This is a genomic window from Pantoea sp. 1.19 (assembly GCF_001922585.1).
GTDB lineage: Bacteria > Pseudomonadota > Gammaproteobacteria > Enterobacterales > Enterobacteriaceae > 1-19.
Genome location: NZ_MRBS01000001.1, coordinates 371021 through 391608, shown reverse-complemented (window position 1 = coordinate 391608; position 20588 = coordinate 371021). Strand labels below are relative to the sequence as shown.

Genomic DNA, 20588 nt, shown 5'->3' with positions numbered 1-20588 from the left:
AATATGAGACGCCGTTATGTGGTCAGTCGGGAGGCGCCAGGGTAGTATTTGCCTTTTCCTTGCTAAAGAGACCCTGCTTATGAGCTATCGCGTCATTGCGCTGGACCTGGACGGCACCCTGCTAACGCCGCAGAAAACCATTTTGCCCGCCTCGCTGGACGCACTGGCGAAAGCGCGCCAGGCAGGCGTCAAGGTACTGATCGTGACCGGACGTCATCACGTCGCCATCCACCCTTTTTATCAGGCCATGGCGCTGGATACACCTGCTATTTGCTGTAATGGCACGTATTTGTATGATTATCCGGCAAAAAAGGTCATCTCTTCAACGCCGCTTGAGCTTGGCCAGACGCGCGAAACGATAGCGATACTGGAGCAGTATGGCATTCACGGACTGCTGTACGTTGACGACGCAATGCTCTATCAAACGGCTACCGGTCACGTCGAACGCACCCTGACATGGGCGGCGTCGCTGCCGGTCGCACAGCGTCCGGTATTCCGCCAGGTGGATTCGCTGGCCGCCGCCGCAGAGCAGGCCGACGCCATCTGGAAGTTTGCCCTCTCCCACGATAATCTCGACGAACTGCACGCCGTAACCGATCGCCTGCAGCAGACGCTGGGGCTGGCCTGCGAATGGTCATGGCACGACCAGGTTGACGTTGCCCAGCGCGGTAACAGCAAAGGCAAGCGCCTGCAGGAGTGGGTGACCTCGCAGGGCTATCGCATGGATGACGTCATCGCCTTTGGTGACAATTTTAACGATCTCAGCATGCTGGAGCACGTGGGACTGGGCGTGGCCATGGGCAACGCCGTCGAGGCGGTTAAGGCTCGCGCCGATCGGGTGATCGGCGATAATCAGTCGAATGCCATCGCCGATACCCTGTATCAGGAAGTGCTGTAATCAGACGCTGACGGCGACGCTTTTGATCTGGGCATACAGCCACATGCCGGGACGAATAGCCAGCTCATCGCGCGCCCAGGGCGTAATCCGCGCCCACAGGCTGCGGTTGCCGATCTGCAGCCTGACCTCGATTTGCGCCTCCACTTCCAGCAGCTCCTCCACCCTGGCGGGCAGGACGTTGCGGATGCTGCCGGGTCCGCCGGGATGGAGCACCAGCGACACATCCGCTGACTGGATGCGGATGCGCAGCGTGGACTTCAGCGGCGCATCGACCCGATTGACCCAAATATGCTGATCTCCGAGCGACAGCGCGGTCATCGCGTAGTCCGGATGCTGTTCCAGCACCTGTGCGGTCAGCACCGTACTTTGGTCACCTCGCGCAAGCCACGGGCGCATCGCCCGGCTGGCCCATACCTCTTCCAGCGGGCCACATGCCCGCACTTCCCCCTGTTCCAGTACCAGCACATTATCGGCCAGCTGCAGGATCTCCTCCAGACTGTGGCTCACGTAAAGCAGTGGGATCTCCAGCTCCGCCGCCAGCCGCTGCAGATAGGGCAGCAGCTCGCGCTTACGCGGCAGATCCAGCGACGCCAGCGGTTCATCCAGCAGCAACAGATCCGGCGCGGTCAACAGCGCGCGACCTATCGCCACCCGCTGCTTCTCGCCGCCTGACAGCGATGCGGGAAAACGCGTCAGCAATCCCTCCAGCCCCAGCAGCGCCACCAGGTGTTCAAAGCGCGGGCGCTGCTCCGGCGCCATGCCATACTGCAAATTGCCGCGCACGCGATAGTGCGGAAACAGTCTGGCGTCCTGAAACACGTAGCCGATGCGCCGCTTTTCCGGCGGCAGAAAGCGGCCTCGCGCGGTATCGCTGAGCACCCGATCGCGCAGTATGATATGCCCTTCCTGCGGGCGAACCAGCCCGCTGATGGCGTTAATTAACGAGGTTTTACCGGCGCCGGAGACGCCAAACACGGCGGTGATGCCGCGCGCGGGCAGCTGCACGTCCACGCGGAGCCGGTGTTCACCCTGCCGCAGAGTAAAATTCAGGTCGAGCATGCGAGCCTCTTTTGTCCCCAGCGGGTTAGCCATTCCGAACCGAGCAGCGACGCCAGTGCCAGTGCAATGGCAATCACGCAGAGCCGCGCTGCCGCGCCTTCAGCTCCGGGCGTTTCAATCAGCGTATACATCGCCAGCGGCAGCGTGCGCGTCTCGCCGGGGATATTGGATACAAAGGTTATCGTGGCGCCAAACTCGCCGAGAGAACGGGCAAACGCCAGCACCGTACCGGCGATAACCCCCGGCAGGATCAGCGGCAGCGTGATGGTAAAAAAGACCCGCCAGCGTCCGGCACCCAGCGTGCGCGCCGCCTGCTCCAGCCGGCGATCGACCCCCTCCAGCGCGAGACGCATTGCCCGAACCATCAGCGGAAACGCAATCACCGCCGAGGCCAGCGCCGCACCGCGCCAGCTAAAAGAAAAGCTAAAACCAAACCAGTCATACAACCGTTCGCCAATGATCCCGCGCCGGCCAAAGCCGACCAGCAGCAGATAGCCGATCACCACCGGCGGCAGCACCAGCGGCAGGTGGACCAGGCCATCCAGCAGGGCCTTACCGGGAAAGCGCACGCGCACCAGTAGCCAGGCCATTAACATGCCAAACGGCAGGCTGACCGCTACGGCGACCAGCGACACCTTCAGGCTGAGCAGCAGCGCCTGCCACTCCAGTTCAGTCAGCATCATTGTCGCGTGGTGAACCCGTATTGTTGGAAAATGGCCGCCGCCTGTGGCCCTGCCAGGTAGTGATAGAACCGATCGACGACGGCGTTATCGCGCCCGCTGACTTTCGCCATGGGGTACTCAACCGGCGGGTGCGTCTCCGGCGGGAACGTGCCCACTACCCGAACTTTCTGGCTGGCAACCGCGTCGGATCCGTAGACGATGCCGTACGGCGCTTCCCGACGCTCCACCAGCGCCAGCGCCGCACGCACGCTGCTGGCGCGCGCCAGCCGCGGTGCCAACGTTGTCCAGGCCCCCAGCGACTGGAGCGCCTGTTTGGCATAGATACCGGCCGGCACGTGATCCGGATCGCCCACCGCCAGACGGCCGTCCGCCAGCAGCCGGCGCCACGGCGTCTGCGCCGTCAGGGGGACCGGCTGGGGATTGGCCGCCTCGGGCGCAATCAGCACCAGCGTATTGCCCAACAGCGTGGTCCGGCTGCGGGGATCCACACTCTGCTTGCTGACCGCATAATCCATCCACTGCTGATCGGCGGAGATAAACACGTCCGCTGGTGCGCCCTGTGCAAGCTGGCGCGCGAGGGTGGAGGAGGAGGCATAAGACGTCACAATGTTTACCGCCTGCTCCTGCTGATATCGGGCCGCAATCGCGTCGAGCGCATTGGTCAGCGAGGCGGCGGCAAACACCGTGATCGCGGGGGTGGCCAGCACCGGGCCGGCCAACAGCAGGCTCAGGCAGCCAGCCAGAAAAATACGGCGACGCATCAGAAACATGGAAACCTCTCAGTGACGTTATATAGTTGACACTATAACGCGTAATTTCGGGCTGTCATCTGATTATCGGCAGCGCGGAATGCGAGCTGAGAGGAAACGTGATGGCGCGGTGCTGAATCGCGGCGATGGCGCCAGAACGGAGAAAAAACAACGCCCGTCGGGACGGGCGCAGATATCAGGCATCGCGTTTTGGGGTGGGTTGATCATCACGGTGAGCAAATTTAGAGATGACGTTAAAGATCTCGCCCATTCCCCAAATCAGCCCCAGAATAATTGCCATCACCACCGGCACCATCAGTACCGCGAAAGCAAGGCTTTTAAGCAATTCCAGCATGCGTGTCCCCTGGAGTCGGTTGGAAACCCCTGATTCTACGCACTGGGCAGAATATTGCACTCACCTTTTGTGTTGTCGGCGGCCGCTGCCTCGTATCGGAGATGACACCCTCCGATGACTCTTCTACACTCAGGGCCTGTTTTTGCCGGGAGAGACCATGCAGGCTGACATCTCACTGATTATCCGACTGCAGCAGACGCTGTTTGCCGATCCACGCCGCATCGCGCTGTTAAAGCAGATCCAGCACAGCGGCTCCATCAGCCAGGGCGCGCGTCAGGCGGGGATCAGTTACAAGAGCGCGTGGGACGCGATGGATACCATGAACCGCTTAAGCGGACGTACGCTGGTGGAGCGGGTGACCGGCGGCAAAGGCGGCGGCGGTGCACAGCTCACCCCTTTCGGCCTGCGGCTAATCCAGCTGTATGACCTGCTGGGCCAGATGCAGCAGAAAGCCTTTGATGCGCTCCAGGATGATGCGGTGCCGCTCGACAGCCTGCTGGGCGCGATTGCCCGCAGCTCACTGCAAACCAGCGCCCGCAATCAGCTGTTTGGCACACTGCTGACGCGCGATGGCCATCCGCCACAGCAGACGGTGACGGTGCTGCTGGCGGACGGCGTCACCCGGCTCAGCGTGGCCCTCACCGCCCGCAGCGCCGAGCGGCTGGGGCTGGAGGTGGGCAAAGCGGTGCTGCTGCTGATTAAAGCGCCGCAAATTCAGCTGGGCGACGTTGACGACGGGGCGGAGAACCGCCTGCCGGTCACCGTCGTGGCGATCGAGGCGGGCGAATCCCTGTGCGAAGCGATCGTACAGTTGGGAAGCGGTGATACGCTGTGCGTCACGCTGCCGCGTGAGGAAGTCGCGCGACAGTCTCTGCTACCGGGAATGCAAACTACAGCACATTTTCACGCCGATAACGTGATTCTTGCCACCCTGGTCTGAGCGCAGCGCGGACGTTTGACATCCTGCAGCAAAAGCGGTCATTGTGTGTTTTCAATGCATAAAATGGAACGCATTATGACTACGTTGCATATTTCGCAAGGCACGTTTCGTCTTAGCGATCGCCACAATTTGTCGCTGGAGGCGCTGTCGCTGCGCGCCGGTGAGTGCTGGGCCTTTGTCGGCGCCAACGGCAGCGGTAAGTCTGCGCTGGCGCGGGCGCTGGCCGGCGAGCTGCCGCCGCAGCGCGGCAGGGTGGAAAGCGGCTTTCGCCGACCCGTTCGCCTCTCTTTTGAGCAGCTGCAGCAGCTGGTGGCCGAAGAGTGGGCGCGCAACAATACCGATCTGCTGGGGGCCGAGGAAGAGGACACCGGCCGCACCGCGGCAGAAGTGATTCAACAGGAGATTGCCGATCCGCTCCGCGCCCGGTCGCTGGCTGAGCAGTTCGCGATTACCCCCCTGCTCACGCGCCGCTTCAAATACCTCTCCACCGGTGAAACACGCAAAGTGCTGCTCTGCCAGACACTGATGCCGCAACCCGACCTGCTGATTCTGGATGAGCCCTTTGACGGTTTGGATGTGGTCTCGCGCGCCGGTTTGACCGCGCTGCTGGAAGGTCTGCATCGGCAGGGGCTGACGCTGGTGCTGGTGCTCAACCGCTTTGACGACATTCCCGCCTTTGCCAGCCGGGTCGGCGTACTGGCCGACTGCACGCTCAGCGCCGTGGGCGATCGTGATACGCTGCTGCAGCAGGCGCTGGTTGCCCAGCTGGCGCACAGCGAAAAAATGCAGGGGATCGCGCTACCGGACGCCGATAACCCGCAGGCGCTACCGCCGCTGGCGACCGACGCCCCCCGGGTGCAGCTGCGCAATGGCGTGGTGTCCTATGATGATCGGCCAGTGTTACACCAGCTTAACTGGACAGTGCAACCCGGTGAGCACTGGCAGATTGTGGGACCGAACGGCGCCGGCAAATCGACCCTGCTCAGCCTGGTGACCGGCGATCATCCGCAGGGTTACAGCAACGACCTGACGCTGTTTGGCCGGCGACGCGGCAGCGGCGAAACCATCTGGGAGATTAAACGCCACATCGGCTATGTCAGCAGCAGTTTGCACCTCGACTGGCGCGTCAGCAGCAGCGTGCGTAATGTAGTGATCTCCGGCTTTTTCGACTCGATTGGTCTCTATCAGGCGGTCTCCGATCGGCAGCGACTGTTAGCCGATCAGTGGCTGGCGCTGCTGGGGCTGCAGGCGCAGGGCGATCAGCCGTTTCACAGCCTGTCATGGGGGCAGCAGCGACTGGTGCTGATCGCCCGCGCGCTGGTCAAGCATCCGACCCTGTTGATTCTTGATGAACCCCTGCAGGGGCTGGATCCGCTGAACCGGGCGCTGGTAAAGCGCTTTATCGACGTGATGCTGTCAGAGGGGCGGACCCAGCTGCTGTTTGTCTCGCATCACGCGGAAGATGCGCCGCAGTGCATTAGCCACCGCCTCACCTTCGTCCCCGACGGCGAGATCTATCGCTATCGGCAGACGTGTTTGTTGCCGCGCTAACCGGCTGCCGGGCTGGCGCATGCAGTGCCGGCCCACCGCGCGAATAATGTAACCGCTTCCACAGCCTTCACTGCTATTTCAATGGTAACACCGCTTATCCCTTCTCCTCTGCAGCGCCCTGGTATCGTCAGATGATGTAATCGATACCATTTATACCATTTCGATCACGCTTTTTTATGGCAAGCTATGCCACAATAATGCGATTTTTATAGGGGAGGTAACTATTCATGCGCGTTCTGGTTACAGGTGGTAGCGGTTACATTGGCAGCCATACCTGCGTCGCACTCATGGCGCAGGGGCATGAGGTGGTGATACTCGACAATCTGCACAACAGCAAGCGCAGCGTACTGCGCGCCATGACGTCGCTCAGCGGTCGGGCACCGATCTTTATCGAAGGGGATGTGCGCGATGCCGGTCTACTGACTTCGCTGTTCGCAACGCAGTCTGTTGATAGCGTGATCCACTTCGCCGGGCTGAAGGCGGTTGGCGAATCGGTCAGTCAGCCGCTGGCCTATTACGATAATAACGTCACCGGCACCCTGACCCTGCTGCAGGCGATGCAGGTGGCCGGCGTCCGGCAGTTTATTTTCAGCTCCTCCGCGACCGTCTACGGTGACCAGCCGCAGGTGCCCTACGCCGAAAGCTTTCCCACCGGACAGCCCGCCAGCCCCTATGGCCGCAGTAAGCTGATGGTTGAACAGCTGCTCACCGATCTGGCGCAGGCCGATCCCCGCTGGCATATCGCCCTGCTGCGCTATTTTAATCCGGTCGGCGCGCATCCCTCCGGCGAGATGGGCGAAGATCCGCAGGGCATCCCTAACAACCTGATGCCCTATATTGCCCAGGTAGCGGTAGGCCGCCGCCCGTCGCTGGCGGTGTTTGGTGATGACTACCCCACCCCTGACGGAACCGGCGTGCGCGACTATATTCACGTGATGGATTTGGCAGAGGGCCATATTGCGGCAATGCAGACCACCGCGGCGCGCCCCGGCGCGCACGTCTACAACCTCGGTTCCGGCGAAGGCCACAGCGTGCTGGAGGTGATCCACGCTTTTAGCCAGGCCTGCGGCAAAGCGATCCCCTGGCACGTTGAACCGCGCCGCGCCGGCGATCTGCCGGCCTACTGGGCGGCGACCGACAAGGCGCGCCACGAGCTGCACTGGCATACCCGCTTAACCTTAAACGATATGGCACACGATACCTGGCGCTGGCAATCCAGCCATCCCCAGGGTTATGAGGACGCACCATGAGTACTTTTAATCCGGTCGATCATCCGCACCGCCGCTATAACCCGCTTAGCGATCAGTGGGTGCTGGTCTCTCCCCACCGCGCCAAGCGCCCGTGGCAGGGGGCCCAGGAGACGCCGGCGCCATCGCAGCTGCCGGCGCACGATCCCGACTGCTTCCTGTGCGCGGGGAACACCCGCATCACCGGCGATGTCAACCCGAACTATCACGGGACCTGGGTGTTTCCCAATGATTTTGCCGCGCTGATGCCCGATACGCCGGCAGCACCGCGCAGCGATGACCTGCTGATGCGCTGCGAGAGCGCGCGCGGAACCAGCCGGGTTATCTGCTTTTCTCCGGACCACAGCAAAACGCTGCCCGAGCTACCGCTGAACGCGCTGGAAGAGGTGGTTCGCACCTGGCAGGCGCAGACCGCCGAACTGGGCCGTGACTATCCGTGGGTACAGGTTTTTGAGAACAAAGGCGCCGCGATGGGCTGTTCTAATCCACACCCGCATGGCCAGGTGTGGGCTAACAGCTTCCTGCCCAACGAGGCCGCTCGCGAAGATAATCACCAGCGCGCCTGGTACGCCCAGCACGGCTCTCCGCTGCTGTTGGATTACGCCGCGCGCGAGCGGGCGGACGGCAAGCGCACGGTCGTTGACACCGAGCACTGGCTGGCGGTGGTACCGTGGTGGGCGGCGTGGCCGTTCGAGACCCTGCTGCTGCCGAAAGCGCACGTGAAGCGCCTGGTGGACCTCACCGACGCGCAGCGAAAAGATCTGGCGCTGGCGCTGAAGCAACTCACCAGCCGCTATGACAACCTGTTCCAGTGCTCATTCCCCTACTCCATGGGCTGGCACGGCGCGCCGTTTAACGGCGAAGAGAACGCCCACTGGCAGCTGCATGCTCACTTTTATCCGCCGCTGCTGCGATCGGCAACGGTGCGCAAATTTATGGTTGGCTACGAAATGCTGGCCGAAACCCAACGTGACCTGACCGCCGAACAGGCCGCTGAGCGGCTGCGGGCGGTCAGCGCTGTCCATTATCGCGAGCGTGGAGATAACGCATGAGTTTACAGACCCTCACCCACCGGACGTTTACCGATCGTTTCGGCTATGCGCCGACCCACTGCATCCAGGCACCGGGCCGTGTCAACCTGATCGGTGAACACACCGACTATAACGACGGCTTCGTGCTGCCTTGCGCGATCGACTACCAGACGGTGATCAGCTGTGCGGCACGCGACGACCGCCAGGTGAGAGCGCTGGCGGTAGATTATGACGGCGAAGAGGATAGCTTTTCACTCGATGCGCCGATCGTTGCCCTGCACGATAAGATGTGGGCCAACTACGTGCGCGGCGTGGTCAAGCACCTGCAGCAGCGCTGCCCGGATATTGGCGGTGTCGATATGGTGATCAGCGGCAATGTGCCGCAGGGTGCCGGATTAAGCTCCTCTGCCTCGCTGGAAGTGGCCATCGGTACCGCTATTCAGCAGCTTTATCAGCTGCCGCTGACCGGCGCGGACATTGCGTTGAACGGCCAGGAGGCGGAGAACCAGTTTGTCGGCTGCAACTGCGGCATCATGGATCAGCTGATCTCCGCGCTTGGCCAGCGCGATCACGCGATGCTGCTGGACTGCCGCGATCTGAGCACCCGCGCGGTACCGATGCCGCAGGATGTGGCGGTGGTGATCATTAACACCAATTTCCGCCGCAGCCTGGTGGGCAGCGAATACAATACCCGCCGCCAACAGTGCGAAACCGGCGCGCGCCTGTTTGAGCAGACCTCGCTGCGCGACGTCTCGCTGGCGGACTTTCGTAAGGTTGAGCACAGCATGGATGCCGATGTCGCCCGCCGCGTGCGTCACGTGCTGACCGAAAACGCCCGCACGCTGGAGGCCGCTGAGGCGCTGGCGAAAGGCGATCTGACCCGCATGGGCCAGCTGATGGCCGACTCACACGCCTCGATGCGCGATGATTTTGAAATCACCGTGCCGCCGGTCGACAGCCTGGTGGAGATTGTGAAGGCGGTGATTGGCGACCGCGGCGGCGTACGCATGACCGGTGGCGGCTTTGGCGGCTGCGTGGTGGCCTTAATGCCGCAGTCGCTGGTAGAGCCGGTGCGGGCGGCGGTCGCGGCGCAGTATGAGGCGCAAAACGGCCTGAAGGAGACGTTCTACGTCTGCACCGCCTCGGCCGGAGCCGGCGTATGCTAAGCCCGCGCCCCACCTCTCTGGCCCCCGACGGCCAGCCGTGGCGGATTAGCGTGCTGCGAAACCGAAACGGCGTGGTCGCTACCTTTATGGACTGGGGAGCGACCTGGCTTTCCGCCCGGATACCGCTGCCCGACGGCAGCGTGCGCGAAGCGCTGCTTGGCGGCGCCTCTCCTGATGCCTGGCTGCGTCAGAGTGCCTACCTCGGCGCGACCGTGGGCCGCTATGCCAATCGCATAGCGGCCGCCCGCCTTAACCGAACCGGCCAGCAACTGGTCGCCAATCAGGGAGAGAATCAGCTGCACGGCGGGCCGGAAGGTTTTGATAAACGCCGCTGGCAAATCCTTGAACAGAGTGAGCAGCACGTGCGCTACCGGCTGTATTCGCCGGACGGCGATCAGGGTTTTCCCGGTAATGTCGTGGCCGAGATCGGCTTTACGCTGGGCGATGATAATGCCCTCGATATCCGCTGGCAGGCGCAGTCAGACCAGCCTTCGCCGGTCAATCTGACCAACCACGCCTACTTTAATCTCGATGCTCATCACGGCGATGCGCGTGAACACCGGCTGCAGCTGGATGCCGATCGCTACCTGCCGGTGGATGCAGACGGCCTGCCGCAGGAAGGACTGCGAAGCGTGGCCAACAGCGGCTTTGATTTTCGCCAGCTAAAGGCGATCGCCACGGACTTTCTCAGGGATGCCGAACAACAGCGGGTAAAAGGCTACGATCACGCCTTTTTACTCAACGCCGCAGGCAGTCTGGCGCAGCCGGTTGCCCGGCTGGCCGCCGCAGATGGCCGCCTGACGCTGGCGGTCTATACCGATGCGCCGGCGCTGCAGCTGTATACCGGTAACTGGCTGCACGGCACGCCCAATCGCACCGGGGGCGAATACGCGGATTACGCCGGCATCGCGCTGGAGAGCGGCTGGCTGGCGGACTCGCCAAATCATCCGGAGTGGCCGCAGCCTGACTGCTGGCTGCAGCCCGGCGAAACGCGGCACGCCACCACCCGCTATCACTTCCTCGCTGAATGAAAAACAGGCAGTGCGTGGGCGAATGGCTTACGCACTGCCCCGTTTTCCGCTATGGTATGGCACCAGAGAGTTGCCGCAGGCGTGTCGCGGTAGACGCGGATTTGTCATTATCATAGAAACTTAAGTATATGAAGGAGTTAAACTATGGCAGTAACTAAGCTGGTGCTGGTACGCCACGGCGAGAGCCAGTGGAACAACGAAAACCGCTTTACCGGTTGGTACGACGTTGACCTGTCCGAGAAAGGCCGCAGCGAAGCCAAAGCGGCGGGCGCCCTGCTGAAAAAAGAGGGTTTTACCTTCGATTTCGCCTATACCTCCGTGCTGAAGCGCGCCATCCATACGCTGTGGAACGTGCTGGATGAGCTGGATCAGGCCTGGCTGCCGGTGGAGAAATCCTGGCGCCTGAACGAGCGCCACTATGGCGCCCTGCAGGGTCTGAACAAAGCAGAGACCGCGGAAAAATATGGCGACGAGCAGGTTAAACAGTGGCGCCGCGGCTTTGCCGTCACCCCACCGGAGCTGGATCGCGCCGATGAGCGTTTCCCCGGCCACGATCCGCGCTATGCCCAGCTGACCCCGGAGCAGCTGCCGACCACCGAAAGCCTGGCGCTGACCATCGATCGCGTGCTGCCGTACTGGAACGAATCGATCCTGCCGCGCATGAAGCGCGGTGAAAAGGTGATCATTGCCGCGCACGGCAACTCCCTGCGCGCGCTGGTGAAATACCTCGATGGGATGAGCGAAGACGAGATCCTCGAATTCAACATTCCGACCGGCGTGCCGCTGGTGTATGAGTTTGACGACAACTTCAAACCGCTGAAGCGCTACTACCTCGGTGACGCCGATGAAATCGCAGCGAAAGCGGCGGCGGTTGCTAACCAGGGCAAGGCCAAATAAGGCATTGTTTGTGAATACAGGTCGCCCTCGGGCGGCCTTTTTTTTGGGCTTCCTGCGCGCTGACGTCGAAACCTGCGCGCGTTAACACTTTGCCACCGCGAAGGTTGCCCGCCGCCGCGCCGCGGGTCAGGATAGCAGCGTGCGTGTTAACTGACGGAATCGCTGCTATGTCCGCTACCCCACGCCGCGCTCTGGTGGCTGCCGCTGCCGGTAACTTTATCGAGTGGTATGAGTTTGCCGTGTACGGCTTTCTCGCTTCCCTGATGGCCCGGCACTTTTTTCAGCTGGCAGGCGTGACGCCGCTGACCGCGATGCTGCTCACCTGGGCGTCGTTTGCCATCGCCTTTTTCTTTCGTCCGCTCGGCGCGCTGCTGTTTGGTCGACTTGGCGATCGCTACGGACGCCGGCCGACGCTGATTGCGGTGCTGGTGCTGATGACGCTGACCACCAGCGCTATCGGCCTGCTGCCGACCTGGAGCACGCTGGGCGTCGCGGCGCCGCTGTTGCTCACGCTGCTGCGTATTCTGCAGGGCGTGTTTGCCGGCGGCGAGTTTGGCGGCGCGGTGGCGCTGATGACCGAATATGCTCCCCCGGGCCGCCGCGGCTATTACGGTGCCTGGCAATCCTTTACCGTCGCGCTGGGGCTGCTGGGTGGGATTGCCGTGGTGGCGCTGCTGGCATGGACTCTGGGCGAAGCGGCGCTGTACGCCGGGGCATGGCGGATCCCCTTTTTACTGGCGCTGCCGCTCGGTGCCGTGGCGCTGTGGCTACGCCTGCACCTGCCGGAGACGCCAACGTTTAGCGCGCAGCAGCAGGCGGATCCGCCACCGCGCCGGCCTTCAGTCAGTGATACGCTGCGCACTCTGGCGCTGGGCATGGGCCGGCTGATGATCTGGTCTGCGGCCGGCTATACTTTCCTCGTGATCATGCCGGGCTACCTGCAAACCTCGCTGCACGCCGGACTGCGCACCGCGTTGCTGCTGGCGCTGCTATCGAATCTGGGGTTTGCCTTGACTATCCTGCCCGCGGGCTGGCTGAGCGACCGACTGGGGCGTCGGCGAGTCATGGTGACCGCGGCGGTGATCTTGCTGCTGCTTACGCTGCCGCTGTTAAAGGTGCTGCAGGCTGACGTGCCGCTGCTGTGGAAAGGCCTCGCGGTGATGCTGGCCGGGGCGGTGGTGGGGATGCTGGCTGGACCGGGCCCGGCGATGCTGGCGGAGATGTTTCCCACGCGCGTGCGCTTTACCGGACTGGGGCTGACCTATTCGCTGTCGAACGCGCTGTTCTCCGGCTGCGCCGGGCTAATTATCACCGCGTTGGTCAGGCAAACCGGCTACCTGGATATGCCGGCCTGGTATGTGATGGTCACCGCACTGATAAGCATTGCGGCGCTGATGACCCTGCGGCCGGACGACCATCGCCGGCCACTGCGGGAACGGTGAAAAACGCCGCGGAATGCGGCGTTGCGCTGGCGCGCGCCGGCCTAGCCGCGGCGCGCTTTGACCGCCGCCGCCAGCTGATGCAGCACGGCTTCGGTGTCTTCCCAGCCGATGCAGGCATCGGTGACGCTCTTTCCGTAGACCAGCGGTTCGCCGCTGTCAAGACTCTGATTGCCTTCAACCAGATGGCTCTCAATCATCACGCCGATAATGCCGCGCTCGCCGCCGGCAATCTGCCCGGCAACGTCTGCCGCGACCTGCAGCTGCTTTTTAAACTGTTTGCTGCTGTTGGCGTGGCTGAAGTCAATCATCACCTGCTGCGGCAGCCCGGCGTTCTCCAATCCGGCCTTCACCGCCTGCACGTGCTGCGCGCTGTAGTTGGGCTCTCTGCCGCCGCGTAAAATAATGTGGCAATCGCCGTTGCCGGCAGTTTCTACGATCGCGGAATGGCCATATTTGGTGACCGACAGGAAGCAGTGCGGGGCGCCGGCGGCGTTGATCGCGTCAATCGCCACCTTAATGGTGCCGTCGGTGCCGTTTTTAAAGCCCACCGGGCAAGAGAGGCCGGAGGCCAGCTCACGATGCACCTGGGACTCGGTGGTACGGGCGCCAATCGCCCCCCAGCTCATCAGATCCGCCATGTACTGCGGGGTGATCATATCAAGAAACTCCCCCGCCGCCGGCAGGCCGCTGTCGTTAATATCGAGCAGCAGCTTGCGCGCCAGCCGCAGCCCGTCATTAATCTGGTAGCTGTTATCCATGTACGGATCGTTAATCAGCCCTTTCCAGCCCACCGTGGTGCGCGGTTTTTCAAAATAGACCCGCATCACTATTTCCAGCTCGCCGCGTAGCGCTTCTCGCAGCTGCAGCAGACGGGCGCCATACGCTTTGGCCGCCGCCGGATCGTGAATAGAACAGGGACCAATCACCACCAGCAGGCGATCATCGTTGTTTTTCAGAATATGATGAATGGCCTGACGAGCCTCAGCCACCGTCCGCGCCGCGCTGTCCGTTGCGGGAAATTTTTCCAACAGGGCGACAGGCGGGAGTAATTCTTTTATTTCCTTGATTCTCAAATCATCGTTCTGGTAATTCATAACGCTTCCACAGTTAGCCATCCAGGGTGCCGCCGGGCACATCGGTCTCCAATTTATCCCGCCCGCCCGCGAGTGTAAATCGTCTTTCACCCTCCTTTTCCCGGTTCCGACTGGAAAATGGCGCAGCGGTAACTACACTTTACTGACGTTGAGGCTGAATAATCCCGCTGAGTCAGTTTTTCCTGTTATTTCTCAACCTCAGGGCGGGGTTTTATTTCAGATTTATTGCGTTACGCCATGAATCCACCTTACTTCTCGGGTAAAGGTACTCTCATTGAAAGGAGCAAAGATGAATAAGTTCGCGATGGTATTTCTGACAGCAGCAATGACGCTGGGCAGCGGTGCGGCACTGGCGGCTAACGGCAATGCGAATCAGGCCGCTAATGCAGGCGCGGTAGCGCCGGGCGCCAAACAGAATCTGCCGCCCAATAATGTTGATAACAGCAACATCAACACCGGCGACGTTGACAGCACACACAAGCAGATGAAGAACCACGAAAATATGTCTGCCGACGAAGTGCATAAAAACACGCAGTGCAAAGATGGTAAGTGTCCAAACATTAACGAGAAAGTGGGCAACAATGTGGATACTAAAACCGACGGCACCACGCAGTAATTCGCTCGTCGGCCCCGTCTGACCTCAGGGAGCCCCGGCTCCCTGCTCTTTTTCCTCTTTCTCAGGCCCGCTTCTCCTCGCTTTCCGCTATCATAGTGCGATTAGCATGCAGATCGGGATACTTATGGCGCATTCTCATTCACATCATCACGCACCCGCCGCGGGAGCCTCAGGCGATGGCAATGCCCGTCGCCTACTCGCCGCGCTGTGGATTACCGGCCTGTTTATGGTCGTCGAGGTCATCGGCGGACTGCTGTCCGGCTCGCTCGCGCTGCTGGCCGATGCCGGCCATATGCTCACCGATACCGCCGCCCTGCTGGTGGCGCTGCTGGCGGTACGCTTCGCCCACCGTCGCCCCGGCGCGCGTCATACCTTTGGTCTGCTGCGCCTGACCACGCTGGCGGCTTTTGTTAACGCCATCGCGCTGATCGTGATTACCGCGCTGATCGTCTGGGAAGCGATCCAACGTTTCTATCAGCCGCGGCCGGTGGCCGGCGGCATGATGCTGACGATCGCCGTTGCCGGCCTGCTGGCTAACCTACTGGCTTTCTGGCTACTGCACCGCGGTAGTGACGAGAAAAACCTCAATGTGCGCGCTGCGGCACTGCACGTGCTCGGCGATTTGCTCGGCTCAGTGGGGGCGATTGCCGCCGCGATAATAATCATGCTGACCGGCTGGACGCCGATTGATCCGATTCTGTCAGTCTTGGTCGCGCTGCTGGTGCTGCGCAGTGCCTGGACGCTGCTGCGCGAGAGCGGCCATGAGCTGTTAGAAGGCGCCCCGGACCACATTGACGTGGCCAAACTGACGCGTGGACTGCAGCTGCAGCTGCCGGAAGTGCGCAGCGTCCATCACGTGCATCTGTGGCAGGTGGGTGAAAAACCGGTGTTAACGCTGCACGTACAGGTGATTCCGACCCGGGATCACGATGCGCTGCTGCAGCGTATCCATCGCTGGCTGCATGATAATTATCAGATTGAGCACGCTACGGTACAAATGGAATACCAGCCCTGCACCGGACTGACCTGCGCCCTGGGCGAGGGGCAGGTCCCCGCCCATGGCCATCATCATCCTTAACCGGACAGCGCCCGCGAGCCGCTGGCGCGGGCGCTTTTCATCCACCGCAGGCTACCGTTAACGGCAATCAGCGTCAGCAGCACGTACTCCAGCGCCATCGCCCAGACGCCCTGGCGGACGAAAATCATGACGCTTATCACGTTGACAAGCGTCCACAGCGGCCAGTTTTCCACGTACTTCCGCGTCATTAAAATCATCGCCACCATCGACAATACCATCATGCAGGCGTCCCAGAAGGGAAACGCATCCGGCTGCAGTTCGGGCATCGTCACCGCGAGGCCCAGCGTCTGTAAGGCACTGACCGACAGGCGCGTGAGCAAGGCAAACACCGGATCGATATAGCGGGTCATCAGGGCAATCGCCAGCACGCAGGCAGCGCCCCACGCCAGCGCCTTACCGCGCGGCAGCCAGCGGATGCTGAGCGCCGCCTGCTGGTCCACCGTCTGACGCCGCCAGGCCAGCCAGCCATAGATGTTGGCCAGGAAGAAGAACAGCTGCAGCAACAGACTGGCATAGAGCTGAATCTGGAAAAAAATGATCGCAAACAGCGAGACATTGATCAGACCAAACAGGTAGTTGATATTTTTTTCAAGGCTGGCCAGCCAGATACACAGCAGCCCGGCGAGGGTGCCCACCGCTTCAATCCACGACAGATCATATCCGCCGGCGCCCAGTGGTATGTGCACCAGAATGGTGTGGGTGCTGAAAAAGTCCATGTTGTTCTCCTGTGGCGCGTCAGGCCTGTCCCCGCGCGTGACGTTTCAGTTCTGCGGCAAAGGTTAGCATACGATTTAACGGTACCAGCGCCTGCTGGCGCAGCGCGGCGTCCACCTGAACTCGGTGGGCGTCTCCGCCGTGTGCCAGGGCGTCAGCGATGGCCTGCAAGCCGTTCATCGCCATCCAGGGACAGTGTGCGCAGCTGCGACAGGTCGCCCCCTCCCCGGCCGTTGGCGCGGCGATCAGGATTTTTTCCGGGCAGGCCTGCTGCATTTTGTAGAAAATACCGCGATCGGTCGCCACAATCAGCGTCTGCTGCGGCAGCGTTTTCGCCGCCTGAATCAGCTGGCTGGTCGAACCAACCGCGTCGGCCAGCGCCACAATCGCCGACGGTGATTCCGGGTGGACCAGAATCGCCGCCTGCGGATAAAGCGCCTTCATCTGCTGCAGGCCCTGAAGTTTAAACTCATCGTGCACGATGCAGGCCCCCTGCCAGCACAGGACGTCAGCCCCGGTCTGGCTGGCAACATAGCGCCCAAGATGCCGATCCGGCGCCCAGAGGATCTTCTCGCCCCGGGCATCCAGATGTTCAATCAGTTCGACGGCAATACTGGAGGTGACCACCCAGTCAGCGCGGGCTTTTACCGCCGCCGAGGTGTTGGCATACACCACCACGGTGCGATCGGGATGTGCGTCACAGAACGCGCTAAATGCTTCGATCGGGCAGCCCAGATCCAGCGAGCACTCGGCGGCCAGCGTCGGCATCAGAATGGTTTTTTCCGGGCTAAGGATACTGGCGGTTTCGCCCATAAAACGCACGCCGGCTACCAGCAGCGTGCTGGCGGGATGCTGGCTACCAAAGCGCGCCATCTCCAGCGAGTCCGCCACGCAGCCGCCGGTCTCTTCCGCCAGCGCCTGAATCTCCGGGTCGGTATAATAATGCGCGACCAGCACCGCATCGCGTTCGCGCAGCAGACGGGCGATGGTGCGGCGCAGCGCCAGCCTCTCGTCGGCCGTCAGACGAGCAGGCTTTGGCGGAAAGGGATAAACAGCGGCCTCCGGATCAAACATCAGGCTCATGTCAGGCATCTCGTTTTTTGTATTTAACACGCTCGCGGTAGACTGCTTATATTGAGCATTAATCGCCCGCAACTGTTTTGTATACTAAACAAGATAGCGAAGTTTACCGCGCCTGTCGCTGCTTTTTTCTCATCCATCCGCGCGGTGCTTCAGGCGCTCAGAGTGAAGCCGTGGCGGCTTTCCAGCGCCAGCAGCATCGCTTTCGCCTCCAGCCCGCCGGCAAAACCGGTGAGCTTACCGTTGCTGCCAATCACCCGGTGGCAGGGAGCCACGATCGAGAGCGGATTTTTTCCGTTGGCCGCGCCTACCGCTCTGACCGCGCGCGGCTTACCAATCCGTTCGGCTATCTCGCGGTAGCTACGCGTTTCGCCAAACGGGATCAGCACCAGCTCCGCCCAAACGGCCTGCTGGAAAGGCGTGCCCATAAACGCCAGCGGCAGGGAGAACTGCTGCCGCTCACCGGCAAAGTATTGCGTCAGCTGCCGTCTTGCCTCCAACAGGACAGGCTGCCGATCGTCGCGCTGGCGCGGTGTCAGATTGACCCGTCCGGCCAGTTCGTTTTCCCACAGCACCCCAACCAGCGCGTCAGCACGCGCAATCAGCGTCAGGGTACCCACCGGTGATGGCATGTCGCTATAACAGTAAGACATCGTGTTTCTCCAGCTGCTAGTGCGGTATCGTGCGATTATTATGCGGTAGCCGCCAGCAAAAACTGGCCATTTTCGGTCATCAGCGTAAAAAAATTTGCTGACCGAAAGTGGCGAGTAGGCGGATTCAGCGAGCGCTATGCTGGCAATGATTCGATGCGGAGGGGAAGGATGATGGAGAATGAGGCGGCCTGGCAGGCGCTGCTGTCGCGCGATGCCCGCTTTGATGGCGTATTTTTTGTCGGCGTCAGTTCAACCGGCATCTACTGCCGTCCGGTGTGTCCGGTCAAACCACCGCTGCGGCGCCACTGCCACTTTTTTATCAGCGCGGCGGCCGCCGAGCAGGCGGGATTTCGCCCCTGCCTGCGCTGTCGTCCGGAACTGGCCCCCGGCAACGCGCCGATGGATCAGGGGGGACGCATCGCTGAAGGGATCCTTGCGGCGATTGACGAGGGGCTAAGCTGTAGCGAGAGCAGCGTCGGACAGCTGGCCGCCCGTTTCGGCCTCAGCAGTCGTCAACTGCGGCGAGTGGTGCAGCAGCAGCTGGGCGTCTCGCCGGTGGCACTGACCCAAACCCGCCGCTTACTGCTGGCGAAGCAGCTGCTGACCGATACCCAGCTGCCGGTCACCGATGTGGCCTTTGCCAGCGGTTTTCGCAGCCTGCGGCGCTTCCATGCGGCCTTCAGCGATCGCTATCGGCTGGCGCCGCGTCAGCTCAGACGCCAGCCCGGCGGCGTGGTCGGTGATCACGTCAGCCTGCTGCTCAGCTATCGCCCGCCCTACGACTGGGATGCCATGCTCAATTTTCTGGCCCGGCGCGCTATCCTGCACGTTGAAACGATTGAGGAAAAACACTATCTGCGTACGGTACAGCTGGGAAGCACAACCGGCTGGATACGCGTTGGACCGGTCGTGGGCAAGCCATCCCTGCGGGTCGACGCCAGCCATTCACTGCTACCGGTACTGCCTGCCCTGCTGGGGAGGCTGCGACAGCTGTTTGATCTGGCTGCGCAACCCGATCGCATCGCCGCGCAGCTGGGACGGGATCCCACGCTGAGCGCCAGCGTCGCGGCACACCCCGGCTTGCGCGTGGCCGGCGCATTTGACGGCTTTGAGCTGGCCGTAAGGGCCATTTTGGGCCAGCAGGTGACGGTAAAAGCCGCCACTACGCTGGCCGGCCGCTTCAGTGACACCTTTGGCGCCCACATTGCCACCCCTTTTCCGGCATTGACGCGTCTGGCACCGCCACCGCAGCGGCTGATGGCCGCCAGTATTGATGAGATTGCGCAGCTGGGGATCGTCAGCGCCCGCGCCCGGGCGATCATCGCCCTCGCACAGGCCATGGGCCGCGGCGAGCTGCAGCTCAGCGCCAGCAGCGATCCTGAACGTACGCTTCTTCAGCTGATGACGTTACCGGGCATCGGGCCGTGGACGGCGCACTATATTGCGATGCGCGCCCTGCGCTGACCGGACGCCTTTCCCAGGGAGGATATTGTCGTGCGTCATCACCTCGGGGGCGTGAGTGCTAAGCAGGCAGAAGCGATCTCGCAGGCGTGGTCGCCGTGGCGAAGCTATGCCGTGATGCATATCTGGCAGAGAGACTGACCGTCATCGTCTGTGAAGGGCGGCTGTGCGTTTACTGCGCCCCCTTATCACGGCGGGACGATCGTGCAGGAGGGCCAGCGCAGCGCGCTCTCGCTATACGCACTGCGCAGCGGCGGCCCATCCTGCCAAATGACGCACAGCAAAAAGGCGCCTTTAGGGCGCCTTCTTACATCATGGTGGGTCGTGCAGGATTCGAACCTGCGACCAATTGATTAAAAGTCAACTGCTCTACCAACTGAGCTAACGACCCATGAAATCATATTTTTTCCTGTTCCCGCAACCCGGGCTGGGGATGCCGGAAACGTACTGCCTGTTCGAACACTTGCGTGGTGGGTCGTGCAGGATTCGAACCTGCGACCAATTGATTAAAAGTCAACTGCTCTACCAACTGAGCTAACGACCCAACAAGGTGACTCTCTGAAAGCGCCCCACCCCGGGCCAGTCAGCCGCGAAAAAGTGGTGGGTCGTGCAGGATTCGAACCTGCGACCAATTGATTAAAAGTCAACTGCTCTACCAACTGAGCTAACGACCCGCTTTCAGCGCTGTCCGGGTATGTGTTAATCTGCCCGGGCAACGGCGGCATATATTACTGATTTGAATTTTCAGCGCAACCTCTATTTTTCGATCCTTGTATCAGGTGCTTGCATTTCACGCGGCAAGACCAGAAATCATACGATATCCGGTCAAGCCGGGCGCATTAT

The 20588-nt window shown here is 61.7% G+C and carries 19 protein-coding genes, 3 tRNA genes and 1 pseudogene; 12 read left to right on the top strand and 11 right to left on the bottom strand.

The genetic code is table 11. The features are described from left to right. The first annotated feature begins 79 nt into the window (after nucleotides 1-79). A complete protein-coding gene (locus tag BS626_RS02160; protein WP_075180753.1) occupies nucleotides 80-898 on the top strand; it encodes a pyridoxal phosphatase in 819 nt (272 codons plus the stop codon). Here BS626_RS02160 and modC read toward each other — a convergent pair whose 3' ends face one another. From modC to BS626_RS02140, 4 genes are all read right to left on the bottom strand, one after another. Further along, nucleotides 899-1957 carry a molybdenum ABC transporter ATP-binding protein ModC gene (gene modC / locus BS626_RS02155; protein WP_075180752.1) on the bottom strand — a complete coding sequence of 353 codons (1059 nt, stop codon included), beginning with the start codon at nucleotides 1955-1957 and terminating at the stop codon, nucleotides 899-901. Continuing rightward, nucleotides 1945-2640, bottom strand: coding sequence for a molybdate ABC transporter permease subunit (gene modB, locus BS626_RS02150; protein ID WP_075180751.1), 696 nt, complete (start codon nucleotides 2638-2640; stop codon nucleotides 1945-1947). Before modB ends, modC begins: the two co-directional genes overlap by 13 nt. Continuing rightward, nucleotides 2637-3410 carry a molybdate ABC transporter substrate-binding protein gene (gene modA, locus BS626_RS02145; RefSeq protein WP_075180750.1) on the bottom strand — a complete coding sequence of 258 codons (774 nt, stop codon included), beginning with the start codon at nucleotides 3408-3410 and terminating at the stop codon, nucleotides 2637-2639. The genes modB and modA overlap by 4 nt, the downstream gene beginning before the upstream one ends. 175 nt (nucleotides 3411-3585) lie before the next feature. Beyond that, nucleotides 3586-3744: an AcrZ family multidrug efflux pump-associated protein gene (locus tag BS626_RS02140; RefSeq protein ID WP_075180749.1), complete on the bottom strand. Its 159-nt coding sequence runs from the start codon at nucleotides 3742-3744 to the stop codon at nucleotides 3586-3588. Between the two features lie 157 nt (nucleotides 3745-3901). Between BS626_RS02140 and modE the strand changes: the two genes are divergently transcribed. The 8 genes from modE (at nucleotide 3902) to BS626_RS02100 (ending at nucleotide 13049) form a co-directional block, all read left to right on the top strand. Next, a complete protein-coding gene (modE, locus tag BS626_RS02135) occupies nucleotides 3902-4684 on the top strand; it encodes a molybdenum-dependent transcriptional regulator (protein WP_075180748.1) in 783 nt (260 codons plus the stop codon). A gap of 75 nt (nucleotides 4685-4759) precedes the next feature. After that, nucleotides 4760-6235 carry a molybdate ABC transporter ATP-binding protein ModF gene (gene modF / locus BS626_RS02130; RefSeq protein WP_075180747.1) on the top strand — a complete coding sequence of 492 codons (1476 nt, stop codon included), beginning with the start codon at nucleotides 4760-4762 and terminating at the stop codon, nucleotides 6233-6235. A 227-nt stretch (nucleotides 6236-6462) separates the two neighbouring features. Then, nucleotides 6463-7485 carry a UDP-glucose 4-epimerase GalE gene (gene galE, locus BS626_RS02125; RefSeq protein WP_075180746.1) on the top strand — a complete coding sequence of 341 codons (1023 nt, stop codon included), beginning with the start codon at nucleotides 6463-6465 and terminating at the stop codon, nucleotides 7483-7485. Then, nucleotides 7482-8534: a galactose-1-phosphate uridylyltransferase gene (galT, locus tag BS626_RS02120; protein ID WP_075180745.1), complete on the top strand. Its 1053-nt coding sequence runs from the start codon at nucleotides 7482-7484 to the stop codon at nucleotides 8532-8534. The genes galE and galT overlap by 4 nt, the downstream gene beginning before the upstream one ends. After that, nucleotides 8531-9679, top strand: coding sequence for a galactokinase (gene galK, locus BS626_RS02115; protein WP_075180744.1), 1149 nt, complete (start codon nucleotides 8531-8533; stop codon nucleotides 9677-9679). The genes galT and galK overlap by 4 nt, the downstream gene beginning before the upstream one ends. Next, nucleotides 9673-10710 carry a galactose-1-epimerase gene (gene galM / locus BS626_RS02110; protein WP_075180743.1) on the top strand — a complete coding sequence of 346 codons (1038 nt, stop codon included), beginning with the start codon at nucleotides 9673-9675 and terminating at the stop codon, nucleotides 10708-10710. Before galK ends, galM begins: the two co-directional genes overlap by 7 nt. A gap of 144 nt (nucleotides 10711-10854) precedes the next feature. Next, nucleotides 10855-11607 (top strand): 2,3-diphosphoglycerate-dependent phosphoglycerate mutase, encoded by a 753-nt coding sequence (gpmA, locus tag BS626_RS02105; RefSeq protein ID WP_075180742.1) that lies wholly within the window; start codon nucleotides 10855-10857, stop codon nucleotides 11605-11607. A gap of 167 nt (nucleotides 11608-11774) precedes the next feature. Next, complete coding sequence (locus BS626_RS02100; protein WP_075180741.1) at nucleotides 11775-13049, top strand: MFS transporter; 1275 nt, start codon at nucleotides 11775-11777, stop codon at nucleotides 13047-13049. A gap of 41 nt (nucleotides 13050-13090) precedes the next feature. On the opposite strand, the gene aroG is transcribed toward BS626_RS02100, so the two are convergent. Next, entirely contained in the window at nucleotides 13091-14143 is a 1053-nt protein-coding gene (gene aroG, locus BS626_RS02095) for a 3-deoxy-7-phosphoheptulonate synthase AroG (protein ID WP_075180740.1), read from the bottom strand. Nucleotides 14144-14432: 289 nt separating this feature from the next. Here aroG and BS626_RS02090 point away from each other — a divergent pair, with 289 nt between their 5' ends. Both BS626_RS02090 and zitB read left to right on the top strand, forming a co-directional pair. After that, on the top strand, nucleotides 14433-14759 hold the full coding sequence (locus BS626_RS02090) for a protein YbgS (RefSeq protein WP_075180739.1): 327 nt from the start codon (nucleotides 14433-14435) through the stop codon (nucleotides 14757-14759). Between the two features lie 124 nt (nucleotides 14760-14883). Continuing rightward, entirely contained in the window at nucleotides 14884-15837 is a 954-nt protein-coding gene (zitB, locus tag BS626_RS02085) for a CDF family zinc transporter ZitB (protein ID WP_075180738.1), read from the top strand. Here the strand turns inward: zitB and pnuC are convergent. The 3 genes from pnuC to BS626_RS02070 all read right to left on the bottom strand — a co-directional run bounded on the left by pnuC (nucleotide 15834) and on the right by BS626_RS02070 (nucleotide 18284). Next, the gene (pnuC, locus tag BS626_RS02080; RefSeq protein ID WP_075180737.1) at nucleotides 15834-16553 is read right to left on the bottom strand and encodes a nicotinamide riboside transporter PnuC; all 720 of its coding nucleotides are present in this window, start codon (nucleotides 16551-16553) and stop codon (nucleotides 15834-15836) included. The genes zitB and pnuC overlap by 4 nt on opposite strands. 19 nt (nucleotides 16554-16572) lie before the next feature. After that, nucleotides 16573-17634 carry a quinolinate synthase NadA gene (gene nadA / locus BS626_RS02075; protein WP_075180736.1) on the bottom strand — a complete coding sequence of 354 codons (1062 nt, stop codon included), beginning with the start codon at nucleotides 17632-17634 and terminating at the stop codon, nucleotides 16573-16575. A 149-nt stretch (nucleotides 17635-17783) separates the two neighbouring features. After that, on the bottom strand, nucleotides 17784-18284 hold the full coding sequence (locus tag BS626_RS02070; RefSeq protein WP_075180735.1) for a methylated-DNA--[protein]-cysteine S-methyltransferase: 501 nt from the start codon (nucleotides 18282-18284) through the stop codon (nucleotides 17784-17786). Nucleotides 18285-18452: 168 nt separating this feature from the next. On the opposite strand from BS626_RS02070, the pseudogene BS626_RS02065 reads away from it, so the two are divergent. Next, nucleotides 18453-19886: pseudogene (locus BS626_RS02065) on the top strand (AlkA N-terminal domain-containing protein). Between the two features lie 174 nt (nucleotides 19887-20060). Here the strand turns inward: BS626_RS02065 and BS626_RS02060 are convergent. The 3 genes from BS626_RS02060 to BS626_RS02050 all read right to left on the bottom strand — a co-directional run bounded on the left by BS626_RS02060 (nucleotide 20061) and on the right by BS626_RS02050 (nucleotide 20419). Next, nucleotides 20061-20136, bottom strand: a tRNA-Lys gene (locus tag BS626_RS02060). 77 nt (nucleotides 20137-20213) lie between these two features. Continuing rightward, a tRNA-Lys gene (locus BS626_RS02055) sits at nucleotides 20214-20289 on the bottom strand. 54 nt (nucleotides 20290-20343) lie between these two features. Then, nucleotides 20344-20419: transfer RNA gene (locus tag BS626_RS02050), tRNA-Lys, on the bottom strand. Nucleotides 20420-20588: the final 169 nt, after the last annotated feature.

Excerpts from the sequence above, each read along its gene's own strand:
- pnuC (WP_075180737.1), bottom strand. The coding sequence starts at position 16,553 with ATGGACTTTTTCAGCACCCACACCATTCTGGTGCACATACCACTGGGC.
- modC (WP_075180752.1), bottom strand. The coding sequence starts at position 1,957 with ATGCTCGACCTGAATTTTACTCTGCGGCAGGGTGAACACCGGCTCCGC.
- galM (WP_075180743.1), top strand. The coding sequence starts at position 9,673 with ATGCTAAGCCCGCGCCCCACCTCTCTGGCCCCCGACGGCCAGCCGTGG.
- BS626_RS02070 (WP_075180735.1), bottom strand. The coding sequence starts at position 18,284 with ATGTCTTACTGTTATAGCGACATGCCATCACCGGTGGGTACCCTGACG.
- nadA (WP_075180736.1), bottom strand. The coding sequence starts at position 17,634 with ATGAGCCTGATGTTTGATCCGGAGGCCGCTGTTTATCCCTTTCCGCCA.
- BS626_RS02140 (WP_075180749.1), bottom strand. The coding sequence starts at position 3,744 with ATGCTGGAATTGCTTAAAAGCCTTGCTTTCGCGGTACTGATGGTGCCG.
- BS626_RS02090 (WP_075180739.1), top strand. The coding sequence starts at position 14,433 with ATGAATAAGTTCGCGATGGTATTTCTGACAGCAGCAATGACGCTGGGC.
- galE (WP_075180746.1), top strand. The coding sequence starts at position 6,463 with ATGCGCGTTCTGGTTACAGGTGGTAGCGGTTACATTGGCAGCCATACC.
- galK (WP_075180744.1), top strand. The coding sequence starts at position 8,531 with ATGAGTTTACAGACCCTCACCCACCGGACGTTTACCGATCGTTTCGGC.
- aroG (WP_075180740.1), bottom strand. The coding sequence starts at position 14,143 with ATGAATTACCAGAACGATGATTTGAGAATCAAGGAAATAAAAGAATTA.
- zitB (WP_075180738.1), top strand. The coding sequence starts at position 14,884 with ATGGCGCATTCTCATTCACATCATCACGCACCCGCCGCGGGAGCCTCA.
- BS626_RS02100 (WP_075180741.1), top strand. The coding sequence starts at position 11,775 with ATGTCCGCTACCCCACGCCGCGCTCTGGTGGCTGCCGCTGCCGGTAAC.
- modB (WP_075180751.1), bottom strand. The coding sequence starts at position 2,640 with ATGATGCTGACTGAACTGGAGTGGCAGGCGCTGCTGCTCAGCCTGAAG.
- galT (WP_075180745.1), top strand. The coding sequence starts at position 7,482 with ATGAGTACTTTTAATCCGGTCGATCATCCGCACCGCCGCTATAACCCG.
- modE (WP_075180748.1), top strand. The coding sequence starts at position 3,902 with ATGCAGGCTGACATCTCACTGATTATCCGACTGCAGCAGACGCTGTTT.
- modF (WP_075180747.1), top strand. The coding sequence starts at position 4,760 with ATGACTACGTTGCATATTTCGCAAGGCACGTTTCGTCTTAGCGATCGC.
- gpmA (WP_075180742.1), top strand. The coding sequence starts at position 10,855 with ATGGCAGTAACTAAGCTGGTGCTGGTACGCCACGGCGAGAGCCAGTGG.
- modA (WP_075180750.1), bottom strand. The coding sequence starts at position 3,410 with ATGTTTCTGATGCGTCGCCGTATTTTTCTGGCTGGCTGCCTGAGCCTG.
- BS626_RS02160 (WP_075180753.1), top strand. The coding sequence starts at position 80 with ATGAGCTATCGCGTCATTGCGCTGGACCTGGACGGCACCCTGCTAACG.